Origin of the sequence: Collinsella sp. AF20-14LB, from assembly GCF_003459505.1 — a bacterium.
GTDB lineage: Bacteria > Actinomycetota > Coriobacteriia > Coriobacteriales > Coriobacteriaceae > Collinsella.
Genome location: NZ_QRWD01000009.1, coordinates 82805 through 95659, shown reverse-complemented (window position 1 = coordinate 95659; position 12855 = coordinate 82805). Strand labels below are relative to the sequence as shown.

At 61.1% G+C, this 12855-nt stretch carries 11 protein-coding genes and 1 riboswitch; all 11 genes read right to left on the bottom strand.

What is annotated here, in order from left to right:
- Positions 1-253: 253 nt before the first annotated feature.
- The 11 genes from DWX63_RS06360 to groES all read right to left on the bottom strand — a co-directional run bounded on the left by DWX63_RS06360 (position 254) and on the right by groES (position 12214).
- Entirely contained in the window at positions 254-1537 is a 1284-nt protein-coding gene (locus tag DWX63_RS06360; protein ID WP_117843160.1) for an aminotransferase class III-fold pyridoxal phosphate-dependent enzyme, read from the bottom strand.
- Between the two features lie 68 nt (positions 1538-1605).
- Positions 1606-2586 carry an acetylglutamate kinase gene (argB, locus tag DWX63_RS06355; protein ID WP_117843159.1) on the bottom strand — a complete coding sequence of 327 codons (981 nt, stop codon included), beginning with the start codon at positions 2584-2586 and terminating at the stop codon, positions 1606-1608.
- 81 nt (positions 2587-2667) lie between these two features.
- The gene (argJ, locus tag DWX63_RS06350; protein ID WP_199411125.1) at positions 2668-3936 is read right to left on the bottom strand and encodes a bifunctional glutamate N-acetyltransferase/amino-acid acetyltransferase ArgJ; all 1269 of its coding nucleotides are present in this window, start codon (positions 3934-3936) and stop codon (positions 2668-2670) included.
- 134 nt (positions 3937-4070) lie between these two features.
- On the bottom strand, positions 4071-5141 hold the full coding sequence (argC, locus tag DWX63_RS06345; protein WP_117635953.1) for an N-acetyl-gamma-glutamyl-phosphate reductase: 1071 nt from the start codon (positions 5139-5141) through the stop codon (positions 4071-4073).
- Between the two features lie 257 nt (positions 5142-5398).
- The gene (locus tag DWX63_RS06340; RefSeq protein ID WP_117635952.1) at positions 5399-5809 is read right to left on the bottom strand and encodes a pyridoxamine 5'-phosphate oxidase family protein; all 411 of its coding nucleotides are present in this window, start codon (positions 5807-5809) and stop codon (positions 5399-5401) included.
- A gap of 41 nt (positions 5810-5850) precedes the next feature.
- Entirely contained in the window at positions 5851-6297 is a 447-nt protein-coding gene (locus tag DWX63_RS06335; RefSeq protein ID WP_117843157.1) for a pyridoxamine 5'-phosphate oxidase family protein, read from the bottom strand.
- Positions 6298-6327: 30 nt separating this feature from the next.
- Positions 6328-7128, bottom strand: coding sequence for an energy-coupling factor transporter transmembrane protein EcfT (locus DWX63_RS06330; RefSeq protein WP_117843156.1), 801 nt, complete (start codon positions 7126-7128; stop codon positions 6328-6330).
- On the bottom strand, positions 7128-9032 hold the full coding sequence (locus tag DWX63_RS06325) for an energy-coupling factor transporter ATPase (RefSeq protein WP_117843155.1): 1905 nt from the start codon (positions 9030-9032) through the stop codon (positions 7128-7130). Before DWX63_RS06325 ends, DWX63_RS06330 begins: the two co-directional genes overlap by 1 nt.
- Positions 9029-9619, bottom strand: a complete 591-nt coding sequence (locus DWX63_RS06320; RefSeq protein ID WP_055252299.1) for an ECF transporter S component — start codon at positions 9617-9619, stop codon at positions 9029-9031. The genes DWX63_RS06325 and DWX63_RS06320 overlap by 4 nt, the downstream gene beginning before the upstream one ends.
- Positions 9620-9624: 5 nt before the next feature.
- Positions 9625-9817: riboswitch (FMN riboswitch) on the bottom strand.
- A gap of 369 nt (positions 9818-10186) precedes the next feature.
- Complete coding sequence (groL, locus tag DWX63_RS06315) at positions 10187-11824, bottom strand: chaperonin GroEL (RefSeq protein WP_117843154.1); 1638 nt, start codon at positions 11822-11824, stop codon at positions 10187-10189.
- Positions 11825-11920: 96 nt separating this feature from the next.
- Positions 11921-12214, bottom strand: a complete 294-nt coding sequence (gene groES, locus DWX63_RS06310; RefSeq protein WP_022094351.1) for a co-chaperone GroES — start codon at positions 12212-12214, stop codon at positions 11921-11923.
- Between the last annotated feature and the right edge of the window lie 641 nt (positions 12215-12855).

Here is a 12855-nt window from a genome sequence, read left to right as displayed (position 1 = left end):
CTTGCAGCGACGGACCTCGGGACGCTCTTACACCACGTCTGCGCGCGCCACCATTTCGGCTAGCTATCTGGCCTTATTAGTCCAAAATTGCTGCTACCAAATCGATAACAGTACTCATATTTGATGTTTTTTGACCAGCAGGTCTCCCCGCCTTAGCAAATCTAAGGCAAAACGGGCTCCAGACCGCTGAATCATGCCACATAGGGCACGTCCGCAGTCCGGAACCCGGTCAAAGTTAAGTTATTTCGCTGTGTTAGGCCAAAACGTCCGACAGGATCTCGATCAGACTGTCCACGTCGGATTCCTCGCAGACGAGCGGCGGCAGGAAACGCAGCGTATGGGCACCCGTAGCGTTAATCACGGCACCAGCCCCCAATGCACGGGCCACAACGTCGTGTGCATCACCCGCAGTATCGTCCAGATCGCAGCCGAGCATCAAGCCGCGGCCACGCACCTCGGTCACGTTCGGCAGCTTGGCGAGCTTTGCCTCCATATAGGCGCCTACCTTGGCAGCGTGGTCGGCATAATCGCCGCGCACGAGTGCGGAGAGCGTCGCGGCACACGCCGCGATGGCCAAGCAGCTACCGCCAAAGGTCGAGCCGTGGTCGCCCGGCTTAAACACGTCGGCAATCTCCTTCTTTGCCACGACGGCACCCATGGGCACGCCATCAGCAATGCCCTTGGCAAGGCTCATGATGTCGGGTTCCACGCCATAGGTTTGGAATGCAAACGGCTTGCCGGAGCGGAAGATGCCGCACTGGACCTCGTCGGCGATAAGCACGGCGCCCACTTCGTGTGCCAGGTCGCGCGCTGCCGCCATAAACTCCTCGGTCATGGGGTGCACACCGCTCTCGCCCTGAATCGGCTCGAGCATCACGGCACAAATTTCGCCCCCCAGCTGTTTAAAGATCGCACGCAGTTCATCGATATCGTTGGGCGTGCAGGCCACAAAGCCACCCGGCAGCGGGCGGAAGCTGTCCTGCAGCCAATCCTGCATGGTGGCGGCAATGGTCTCGAGCGTACGGCCGTGGAAGCCGCCGCGCATGCACACGATAGTGTTGCCGCCGTTACCGGCACGTTTGGCATACAGGCGCGCGAGCTTCATCGAGCCCTCGTTGGCCTCAGCGCCGGAGTTGGCAAAGAAGGTCTCCCAAACCTGCTCATCCGCAGCCGGGGCACCAAGAGCAGCTGCCGTGGTCTCATCGCCGGCGGCAATGGCATCGGCAAGCACGCGCGCACCATCTACGTCGTCGTTAGCAAGCTTGGACAGCAGCGCCGCGACCTGTCCGCGCTGCTCAATGTAGAAGTAATTGGAGACATGCATGAGCTTTTCGGTCTGTGCCTCGAGCGCCGAGAGCACGGCCGGGTCACCATGACCTAGGCTGCACACGCCGATGCCGGCAAGAAAGTCGAGGTACTCACGGCCATCGTCGCCGGTGAGCTTCATGCCGTGACCCTCGACAAACTCGACCGGAGAGCGGCCAAAGGTATGCATAACGTAATGGGATTCAAGCGATTGCTGAGCTGCAAGTGACATGGAATGCCTTTCGTTGAGCGCCGGACGGCGCAGGCCTATGGGTGCAGGAATGGGGCGGCTGCGGTCAGCTAGACCGTCTGGAGCTTCTCGACCTCGTCGAGGTTCTCGGCCAGACGCGCCGCAAAGGTCGAAAGCGGATGCGAATGCGTATCGAACTCGTAAGCCGTCTCGGTGGAATGGATCACGGTGCCGACGCCGGCATCGGTCAGCAGCTCCAGCAGCAGCGAATGCGGCGTGGTGCCGTTGATGATGTGGGCACGAAATACACCGCCGGCAAGCGCATCGACGGCCGCGCGCAGCTTGGGAATCATGCCCTTATCGACCTCGCCGCCGTAGAGCATCTCATTGACCTCGTCGAGCGTCAGGTTGGAGATAAGCGAATCCTTGTCGCTAAAGTCCTTATACAGGCCATCGACGTCGGTAAGGAAGATCACCTTATGCGCATGGAGCGCCGCCGCAACAGCACCGGCGGCGGTGTCGGCGTTGATGTTAAAGAAGCCGCCGTCCTCCCCCGCCGCAACGGTAGCGATGACGGGAATGTACTCGCTATCGAGCAAGCGCTCGATATAGTCGGTGTTGACGTGCGTGACCTTGCCCACGCGACCGAGCTCGGGGTCGAGCGGCTCGGCGATGAGCGTGCCGGCATCGCTGCCCGACACGCCCACGGCCAGGTTGCCGTGCCGGTTGATGGCAGCGACCAGCTCCTGGTTGACCTTGCCGCCCAGCACCTCGCGCACGATATCCATGGTCGCCGGCGTGGTCACACGCTGGCCGTTCTTAAACTCGACAGGGATGTCATAGTGGCTCAACGCCTCATTGATGGCCTTGCCGCCGCCATGCACGATAACGGGGCGCATGCCGATGATCTTAAGCAGGACGATGTCACTCATCACGTCGCGGCGCAGCTGCTCGTCGACCATGGCGGCTCCGCCATACTTGATAACGACCGTCTTGCCGGTCAGGTTTTTAATCCACGGCAGCGCCTCAAACAGCAGCTGCGCGGTTGCCTCGTTGGATTCACTCGAGCGACAATCGCGTGCGAATTTCATAGTCTGCCTCGTCTTTCGTATCGTTATCGCGCCGTGCTCCGCCGTCCGCAATCGCGACGAGATGCACAGCGCGCCTGGAGTTTAGGAACGGTAGTCGCCGTTGATCGAGATGTACTCGTGCGTGAGGTCGCAGGTCCAGACGGTCGTTGCCGCATCGCCTGCGCCGAGGTCGGCCGAGATCACAATCTCGGGCACCTCAAAACGTCGCAGGGCCTCGTCCTCATCGAAGGGAACAGTCAGACCGTCGCGACAGACAGGCATGCCCATCATGTCGATGGAAACGTCTTCCTGATTAAATTTCACGCCGCACTTACCGAGCGCCATGGCAACGCGGCCCCAATTGCAGTCATGGCCGGCGATGCAGGTCTTAACGAGCGGCGAGTTGGCAACGGCGCGGGCGGCGATATCGGCCTCCTCGTCGTTCACGGCGCCGGTAACGTTGACCGTAACAAGCTTGGATGCGCCCTCACCATCGGCGGCGATATTGCGCGCCAGGCTCTCGCACACCTCGTGCACGGCAAATGTCAACTCGTCAAAGGCATCGGAGCCCTCGACGATAGGCTCGGCATCTGCGGCAGCGGCACCGGAGGCAAGCATGGTGCAGGTGTCGTTGGTCGAGGTGTCGGAATCGACCGTTACCTTGTTAAAGGTCTGCTTGACGGTCGAGAGCAGCAGGGCATGAAGTGCCGCAGGCTCGACGGGGGCATCGGTAGTGATAACTGCGATCATGGTGGCCATGTTGGGCATGATCATGCCCGAGCCCTTGCACATTCCGCCTACCGTATAGACATTGCCCGCATGACCCGCAGCCTCACTGACGTAGGACACGGCGTACTCCTTGGAGTGCGTGTCGGTCGTCATGATGGCGCGAGCGGCATCGGCGCCACCGTGGGCGGAGAGCGCCTCGTAGGCAGCAGGAATGGCGGTCTCAAACGTGTCGATCGGCAGAATCTGGCCAATTACACCCGTGGAGGCAACCAGAATCTGCTGAGGCTCGCAGCCGATGACCTGCGATGCGATGCTGCACGTCTCGCGCGCGCATGCAAGGCCGGTCTCACCCGTGGCGGCGTTGGCATTGCCAGAGTTGACCGAAATGCCGGCGATGATACCGTACCCCTTGTCGGTACCGCCCAGGTTGGCACGGCTCACCTGCACGGGCGCCGCGCAAAAGCGATTGGTGGTAAACACGCCAGCACCGGGACAGGGTTTATCGGGCACGACGAGCGCGTAATCCAGACGCTCGGGGTTCTTGCGGAACCCAGCGTGGATGCCTGCAGCCTTAAAACCAGCCGCAGCCGTAACGCCACCCTCGACGGCGCGAATCTTGATATCAAACAGCTCGGTATTCATCGTCTTTATGACTCCTTATGTCAAACAAAAAACGGACATCGGTTGGTGCGCCATGCCAGTCGTGATCATGAAACCAGCTTAAGAGTGGCGCCCCACTCGATGCCCGACTACCAAATCGTTAACAATCGAATGTGCTACACCGGGCACGCCACTGTGGGCAAGCCTCGTCGCTCGTCAAAGCCAAAGACGATATTGGCGCACTGGACCGCTTGGCCCGCAGCGCCCTTGCACAGATTGTCGATGGCGCCCGTCGCCACCAGCACGCCCGCGCGCTTGTTGAGCGCGAGGCCAATCTGGGCAGCGTTGGTGCCGACGACCGAAGCCGTCTTGGGCTGCTGGCCGGCATCGAGCACGCGCACAAAGGTGCGACCGGCGTAGAACTGCTTGTAATGGTCGACGACATCCTCAAGAGCCAGCGTGTCGAGAGCCTGCGGCGCGAGCGGCAGCGTCACCGTGGAGAGCAGACCGCGCTTGAGCGGTGCCAGGTGCGGGGTAAAGACGACGCGATCGGTCAGGCCAAGGATTTGCTCAATCTCGGGCGTGTGGCGATGCTTGCCCACGCCGTAGGCCTCCAAGTTCTCGTCGGCGCTGCAAAAATGGGTGCGGGCGTTGCAGGACTTACCGGCGCCCGTCACGCCGCTAATGGCATCGACAATCACGGGGCCGTTCTCGGCCACCCAGCCCGCGCGCACGGCGGGCGCGGCGGCAAGGCTCGTTGCGGTGGGATAGCAACCGGCGCAGGCGACCAGCACGGGCTTGCCGTCGGCATGGTCGGATACGGCGGTCTCCAAGTCTTGGCAGAACAGCTCGGGCAGACCGAAGGCACGGGTCTTGAGCAGCTCGGGGCTCGTATGCTCGGCGGCATACCATGTCTCAAAGACGGACGCGTCGTTCAGACGGTAGTCGGCCGAAAGATCAAAGCAGGAGACGCCCGATGCAAGCAGCGCGGGTACCTGTGCCATGGCAGCCGTGTGCGGCACGGCAAGAAAAACCGCATCGCAGCTCTTGAGCTCGGGGGCGTCATGCGTGGTGAAAACCAGATCGCTCACACCAGCAAAGCTCGGATACACCGCGGACAGCGGCTGGCCGGCATCGGCGTTGGACGTAATGGCAACAAGTTCAAACTCGGGATGACCGAGGACGAGGCGAATGAGCTCGGCTCCGGCATATCCAGCCGCGCCGACGATTCCAACCTTCAAAGACATATCAGACTCCTTGTCTGCGATTTATGCACCGATGCGCATTTCGCAGCGGTCGTTATGAAGTGGGTTGAAACTTTAGCACCAAAAGATGCATGATTACGTAAATGGCTTGCATATTCATGCATTGAAACATTCCCGACACATTCGCTTGAAGGAATTGACAAATGGAGCGGGCCCCGTATTGACCGGCGCTCCTAACGGCGCCGGGCAATACGGGGCCCACCCATGCGAAAACCAAGTTGTTAGGATGAGCCAGCTGGCTAGAGCTCGACCGGCACCCATTCGTCGTGATGGCAGATAAAAGCCTCGGGATCCTCGACGCTAAAGAAGACGAGCGTGGGGTCGTTAGGCCCCTCATAGTGCTCGCCCAGGTGCTCTAGATGCTTCCACCCGGCTTCGCGCATTTCGCCTAAAGCCCGGTCATCCAAGCCGGCACGCCCGCGCAAGATAAGCCAGCCATGGCCCGGCCACCAACTCGTGGCCTCAAAGCGCTGGTTTTGCAGCAGCTCTTGCCACACATCTTTGGTGCGCGCTGTTACAAACCACAGCTTGCCATCCTGGATCTGCGCAAACGAAAACGGACGCACATGAGGCTGTCCGTCAACGCTCGTCGCCAAATACCATGCCGGCACCGACGTCAGATACTCCAACACCGTATTCAATCCGTCCACGGTTCCTCCTGCCGCTAGCTCATTTGACTGGTTGGTAAACGTTAGAGCTCCAGGCGCTCCTCGCTGCCGTCGATATCACAGAAGCGCGCGGCAATGTTGCGGACCGAAAAGAACGCAAGGCGGCCGTCGTTGGCACTCTCGTGTTCCTCGCCGATGCCCACCATGTGCTTAAAACCCGCTTGACGCACCTTGTCGCTCGCAACCGCGTCGTCCTCAAGTGCGGCCTCGCCGGTCAACACGATCCAACATTCCCCCGGCTTCCAGCCCGAGAGCTCAAACTTGGGATTCGCACTCAGCTCCGCCCACACATCCTTGTCGCGCGACGTGCAAAACCACAGCTTACCGTCATCGACCATGGCAAACGAAAACGGCCTCACGCGAGGCTGATGCCCGTCGGTCACATCGGTCGTGGCCAGATACCACGCCAGAATGCGCCTGAGATACGAACAGGCGCGCTCAAGCTGAGCCGTGCGGTCGTTGTCGGTCATAGGGGCCCCTTTCTTGCGCTCGAATCGCGCCTAAACAAGTTGAAGGTTGACGACGATGACACACGCAAGCAGCAGCATCGTCACAACCGCAGCCAGCGCATCCCCGCGGCGAAATGCAAGTGCATGCAGACGCGTGCGGCCCTGCTCGCCGTGATAGCAGCGTGCATCCATGGCGGCAGACAACGTCTCGGCATGACGGAACACGCCCGTGAACAGTGGAATCGCCACACTGCCGAGCATACGCACGCCGCCGAGCGGGCCACCCGTTACGCGTGCGCCGCGGCTTGCCTGCGCGTCCGCCGTCTGCTTCATCTCGGTGGCAAACTGCGGCATAAAGCGCAACGCGATGCCCATGATCATGCCGAGCTCATGCGCAGGGAGCCCCACGCGCGCAAACGGTGCGAGCAGGCGCTCAAAGCCCGCGGTGAGGTCGAGCGTAGGCGTGGTGAGCGTAATGGCGCTCATGCCGGCCATCATCAAGGTCAGGCGGCACGCCATAAAGACGGCGGAATGCAGCGAGCCCTCGCTTATCTGCAAAAAGCCGAGCTGCCACAGGATGCGCCCACTCTGATCGGTAAACAAGTTGAGCACCGCGACCACGACGACGATTGCCAGCAGCGGCGCCATCGACGACAGAACGCGATGAGCCGGCACCCGGGACACGGCATAGATCAGCACGACGAAAATTGCGACCGGGGCCAGTCCGCGGAAGCCGCCGACGGTCAGCGTCGTGATTAAAAACACAAAGCCCAGGAGCAGCTTGGTGCGCGGATCCAGGCGATGGATCGCACTATCGCTCGGATAGTAGCTGCCAAACGAAAACGCCTCCATTAGCAGCCCTCCTCTCGCGCGACCGTCTTGGATTTAGCAATGTCCGCGACGTTAGAAGGACCGTCCGAGCGACCGATTAGCAGGTCCACCAACTCGTCTGCCAGCGACTCAACCGTATAGAGCCCGCCGCAACGCAGCGGCACGCCCGCCTCCGCGAGCGCCAACGCCATGCGCTGGGCAGCAGGTACGCCCAAGCCGATCGACTTGAGCTCATCGGCATGTGCAAACACCTGCGCGGGGGTTCCCTCTGCAAACACCGCACCTTCGTTCATCACGACGATGCGGTCGCAGCAATTGGCCAGGTCATCCATACTATGCGAAACCATGACAACGGTCAGGCCATCGCGGTGAAGTCGATCGATAAGCTCCAGGAAATCCCTGCGCGCAGCCGGATCGAGACCTGCCATGGGCTCATCGAGCACCAGGACCTCGGGCTCCATGGCAAGCACGCCGGCAAACGCCACGCGCCGTTGCTGACCGCCCGAAAGCTCAAAGGGACTCTTGTCGCCGACCGTAGAAAGGTCGAGGCCCACGCGCGAGAGCGACGACTCGACGCGACGGTCGACTTCATCTTGCGGCAAGCCAAGGTTGTGCGGGCCAAACGCCACGTCCTGCGTCACGGTTTCGGCAAACAGCTGACGCTCGGGATATTGAAACACCACGCCGACCTTGGCCTTAACCGCGGCGGCATCTTTCTTGTTTGCCAGGTCGAGCCCCAGCGCGCGAACGAATCCCTCCTGGGGGCGAATCAAACCGTTGAGATGCTGGACTAGCGTCGACTTACCCGAACCGGTATGACCTGCCAAGCCCAGGAACTCGCCGCGACGCACCGTCAGCGATACATCGCGCAGCGCCCACGGGCTGCTGGGGTCGTTTCCCCAGAGAGCCTGTTTATTCGATTTGCCCGCAGTGGCCGAGCGCTTGCGCCATCGACGGCGCTCGCGGGCACTCAGCGAGTAACTATGCGAGAGGTGCGAAATCTCGATGACGGGCTCCGACACGGCTGTCCCGTCGGTTGCAGAGGAGACGTTGTCGAGCACACGAGAATCGGATGCAGAAGGCCGCCCTGCGGTGTCTTCCCCACTCCGGTCGGCATATACCTGCGCAATCTCGGCGACCATATCCGCCTCGCGCACCCGCGCATGAACGGGCACGCCCTTCGCACGAAGCGCCATGCCCAAGCAGCACGACGCCGGCATATCCAGGTTGAGCTCCACGAGCCCATCTGCCCGCGTCAGAATCTCCTCGGGCGTACCGAGCATGGCAACGCGCCCCGCCCGAAACACCGCGACACGATCGGCCTCGGCGGCCTCTTCCATAAAGTGCGTAATCATCACGATGGTCATGCCGCGTTCGTGCAGCACGTGACAGGCCTTCATAAGGCCCTTGCGCCCGCGCGGATCGAGCATCGAGGACGCCTCGTCCAAAATGAGCACGCGCGGTTCCATGGCGAGCACACCGGCAAGCGCCACACGCTGCTTTTGACCGCCCGAAAGCGCATGGGTCTCGTGGCGCTCAAAGCCCACCAGGCCCACGCCCTTCAGCGCCTCGCGTACGCGCTGCGCAATTTGCGCCGATGGCACGCCAAGGTTTTCGGGACCGAACGCAACGTCATCTTCGACAAGCGTTGCCACCAGCTGGTCGTCGGGATTCTGGAACACCATGCCTGCGGTCGAACGAATGTCGTAGACCAGCTCGGGATCGGACGCATCCATACCGTTGATACGTACCGTGCCCGCATCGGGCTGCAGCAGCACATTCAGATGCTTGGCAAACGTCGACTTGCCCGACCCATTGCCACCGAGGATGCAGAAAAACTCCCCGTCCTCGATGTTCAGATCGACGCCGTCGAGTGCCGGTACGGCACCGTCATAGCTAAAGGAAACGCCCCGACACTCAATCATGCGCGGCCTTTGACCTGGTCCTTTTTAGGCGTGATGAGGTTGGAGACTGCTTTATACACCGCTAGCGTCAACACCGAGTTAAGCACGGTCTTGATAAGGTTGAACGGCAGCACGGCAGGAATCATAAGCGGGGCGATCACATCGACCGAGCCATACCAGAACCATACGCCAATGGTAAGGTTTGCGACCATAGACAACGCCGTAGCGGCAATGACGCCGAGCACCAGGCCAATCACGGCACCCTTATAGGTATGCATCTTCTGGTAGACGATAGCCGCGGGCAGAATGTAGCCCAGCGTGGCAACCAGGTTCATAAGCGCGCCGACCCAGTCACCCGTGGTGAGCGCATGGATAACGATCGCCATGGCGGCAACAGCAGTGCCGGCACCAGGACCATACGCAAACCCGCACACCATCGCCGGCACCAGCGACGGGTCATACGTCAAAAACGGCGCCGAGGGAAGAATGGGCAGCTGCACGTACATAAACAGGGCGCCCAAGGCGCACATCAGCGCCATGGTAACGAGCTGTTTGGTGCTCCACCTATTCGTGTTCTCAAAATGGATATGCTGCGACTGTTCAGACATAAGATCACCTGCCTCTTTCATCCGGACTCTAACCGTTGGTACTGGGATCTCACCAGTTCAGCCGGCATGCGAACCAACGCACACACGGGTCGCGGACTCATCGGCTCGGTCGCAGGCATCTAGCCTGCGCCACGGCGTCCCTTTGACACCGCCCGGTTTACCGCCAGTGGGGAATTTCACCCCGCCCTGAAACAGCAATTGCTAGTGTAGCACCAGCAGGCTTTCGCGCAAGTATGCCAAGGGTAATTTGTGGCGGGGATCAGTTACCGCAACAACCACATCTCTCACTCACCCCAAAGTGGTGCGCCTTTCGCGCAAAGCGCGAAACAGCAACTGGGATACGTATCCCTATCAGCCACGATCTCCGCCCACGCCGACCTCAAGGCCGTAAACGCAGGGGATCCGGGGGCGTGACGGGGGTTTCTCTCCGGAACATTCCGCAGGACGCAAAGAGGCTCCGCAGCGCGAAGCGCGATGCGGAGCCTCTTTGCATGTCCGAGGACGTTCCGGAGAGAAACCCCCGTCACGCCCCCGGATCCCCGGTGGGAGTTCTAGACCTTGTCGGCCTTAGTACATACCGCCGCCCTGCTGACCAGCGGTAGCAGCAGCGATAGCGTCCTCAAGCTGAGTGTTTTTGGGCACATCGGAGACGGTAGCCTCGGTGATGAGGATCAGGCTGGCGACAGAAGCAGCGTTCTGCAGGGTGACGCGGCTGACCTTGACGGGGTCGAGGACGCCCATCTCGATCATATCGCCCCACTCGCCGTTGGCAGAGTTGAGACCCTGGCCGGCGGGCAGCTCGGCAACCTTGTCGACCACGACAGCGCCCTCAAAGCCAGCGTTCTTGGCGATAGTAGCGACCGGAGCGGTCAGAGCCTTCTTGACGATATCGACGCCGATCTTCTCCTCGGGGTCGTCGATCTCGACAGCATCGAGCGCAGGAGCAGCGTCCATGAAGGCGACGCCGCCACCGGCGACAATGCCCTCCTCGACAGCAGCGCGGGTAGCCTGCAGGGCATCCTCGACGCGGTGCTTGATCTCCTTGAGCTCGGACTCGGTAGCAGCGCCGACCTTGATGACGGCAACGCCACCGGAGAGCTTGGCCAGGCGCTCCTGGAGCTTCTCACGGTCGAAGTCAGAGGTGGTGTTCTCCATCTCGCCCTTGATCTGAGCGATGCGGGCGTCGATGGCCTCCTTGGAGCCAGCGCCGCCGATGACGACGGTGTTGTCCTTGGAGATAGTGACGGACTTAGCGGTACCGAGCATATCGGCGGTGATGTCAGCGACCTTCACGCCCAGCTCGTCCAGAGCGGCCTGGCCACCGGTGAGGACGGCGATGTCCTCCAGGATGCGCTTGCGGCGATCGCCGTAGCCCGGGGCCTTGACGGCGCAGACGTTGAGAGCGCCACGAATCTTGTTGAGGACCAGGGTCGGCAGAGCCTCGCCATCGATGTCCTCAGCGATGATGAGCAGGCCACGGCCGGCGCGCTGGACAGCCTCGAGAACAGGCATGATGTCCTGAACGCTGGAGATCTTCTGGTCGGTGATGAGGATGTACGGATCCTTCATCACGGCCTCCATGCGGTCGTTGTCCGTGACGAAATAAGCGGAGACATAGCCCTTGTCGAACTGCATGCCCTCGACGGTGTCGATGGTGATGTCGAACGTCTGGGAATCCTCGACGGTGATGACGCCGTCCTTGCCCACGACCTCCATGGCCTCGGCGATCTTCTCGCCGACCTCGGGGTCACCAGCGGAGATGGTGCCGACGGAAGCGATCTGCTCCTTGGTCTCGACCGGCTTGGCCTGCTTCTTCATCTCGGCGACGGCGGCGTTGACGGCCTTGTCGATGCCGCGACGGATGGCCAGCGGGTTGGCGCCAGCGGCGACGTTGCGCAGACCGTCGTTGACGATAGCCTGAGCGAGCAGGGTTGCGGTGGTGGTGCCGTCACCCACGGTGTCGTTGGTCTTGGTGGCGACCTCCTTCACCAGCTGAGCGCCCATGTTCTCGATGTTGTCCTCGAGCTCGATCTCCTTAGCGACGGAAACGCCGTCGTTGGTGATGGTCGGGGCACCGAACGTGCGCTGCAGAGCGACGTAACGGCCCTTGGGGCCCATGGTGACGGTAACGGCGTCGGCCAGAGTGTTGACGCCCTTGGCGAGCTTGGCGCGGGCATCGGTGTTGAACGTAATGTTCTTTGCCATGGTAGGTAATCCTCCAAAAGAAATGTGACTCGCGTCGCCGCTTCCGAGTCCTATGCGACGATCGCGTTCAAAGACGAATCAGAGATTCTGACGAGACTAGGCCTCGACGACAGCGTAGATGTCGTCGGCGCGCATCAGCAGATACTTCTCGCCGTCGACCTTGACCTCGTTGCCACCGAACTTACCGTAGATGACAACGTCACCGACCTTGACGTCCATGGGGATGCGCTCACCCTTGTCGTTGACCTTGCCGGCGCCAACGGCAACGATGGTGCCGCGCTGCGGCTTCTCCTGGGCGTTGCTGGCGATATACAGACCAGAAGCGGTCTTCTGCTCGGCCTCGTCGGGCTTGACCAGAACACGATCTGCAAGCGGCTTCAAAGACGACATGCTTGTCTCCTCCTTTTTGGGCCGCGTGGTTATGCCACGCGAATTAACCCTTTTTGTTTGCGTACGCGTTGAATGGTACCCACGAATGGCGGGTTATACAACACGGAGTCAAAAAATCTTATTTTTTGGCACTTAGATTTTCTGAATGCGGGGGGATAACTTAGCGGTGGCTCCCGTGTGGCTCCGGAGGGGCGGGGCATAAGGTTTCCTGCTCGGGCAGTCCTGCTCGCACGAAGGCCACATTAAGTGGCCTTCGGCTCGTGCGGAACTCACGATAAACCTTATGCCCCGCCCCTCCGGAGCCACACGGGAGCCAGGTTAACTAATTCGGGCCCGGCATTCAGAAAAGTCAGTGCAGCAAAATGGCGATGCGGATAGGAACGTGGGCATGGTTTTCGCTGCGCGCACGGGTCCCCTGGGGAGCACCGTGCATTTTTGGGAGTATTCAGCAGGCCAGGGTGGCTGCATACGCGCCGGACATACCTTATTGGTCCCAAGAACGCCTTCAGCGGGCGGTTTTGGTCGGTGGGCAGACCCCGTTGGGACAAATGGGCGTACTTCGCGCCGTACCGGAGCCCAAAATGACGTCAATCTCCGTAACGTTACTCAGCCGCAGCGGCACCGGCAGAGCTCGCGGTGCT

Coding starts and splice junctions, on each gene's coding strand:
- argC (WP_117635953.1), bottom strand. CDS start 5,141: ATGTCTTTGAAGGTTGGAATCGTCGGCGCGGCTGGATATGCCGGAGCC.
- DWX63_RS06330 (WP_117843156.1), bottom strand. CDS start 7,128: ATGGAGGCGTTTTCGTTTGGCAGCTACTATCCGAGCGATAGTGCGATC.
- groES (WP_022094351.1), bottom strand. CDS start 12,214: ATGTCGTCTTTGAAGCCGCTTGCAGATCGTGTTCTGGTCAAGCCCGAC.
- DWX63_RS06335 (WP_117843157.1), bottom strand. CDS start 6,297: ATGACCGACAACGACCGCACGGCTCAGCTTGAGCGCGCCTGTTCGTAT.
- DWX63_RS06360 (WP_117843160.1), bottom strand. CDS start 1,537: ATGTCACTTGCAGCTCAGCAATCGCTTGAATCCCATTACGTTATGCAT.
- groL (WP_117843154.1), bottom strand. CDS start 11,824: ATGGCAAAGAACATTACGTTCAACACCGATGCCCGCGCCAAGCTCGCC.
- argJ (WP_199411125.1), bottom strand. CDS start 3,936: ATGAATACCGAGCTGTTTGATATCAAGATTCGCGCCGTCGAGGGTGGC.
- DWX63_RS06320 (WP_055252299.1), bottom strand. CDS start 9,619: ATGTCTGAACAGTCGCAGCATATCCATTTTGAGAACACGAATAGGTGG.
- argB (WP_117843159.1), bottom strand. CDS start 2,586: ATGAAATTCGCACGCGATTGTCGCTCGAGTGAATCCAACGAGGCAACC.
- DWX63_RS06325 (WP_117843155.1), bottom strand. CDS start 9,032: ATGATTGAGTGTCGGGGCGTTTCCTTTAGCTATGACGGTGCCGTACCG.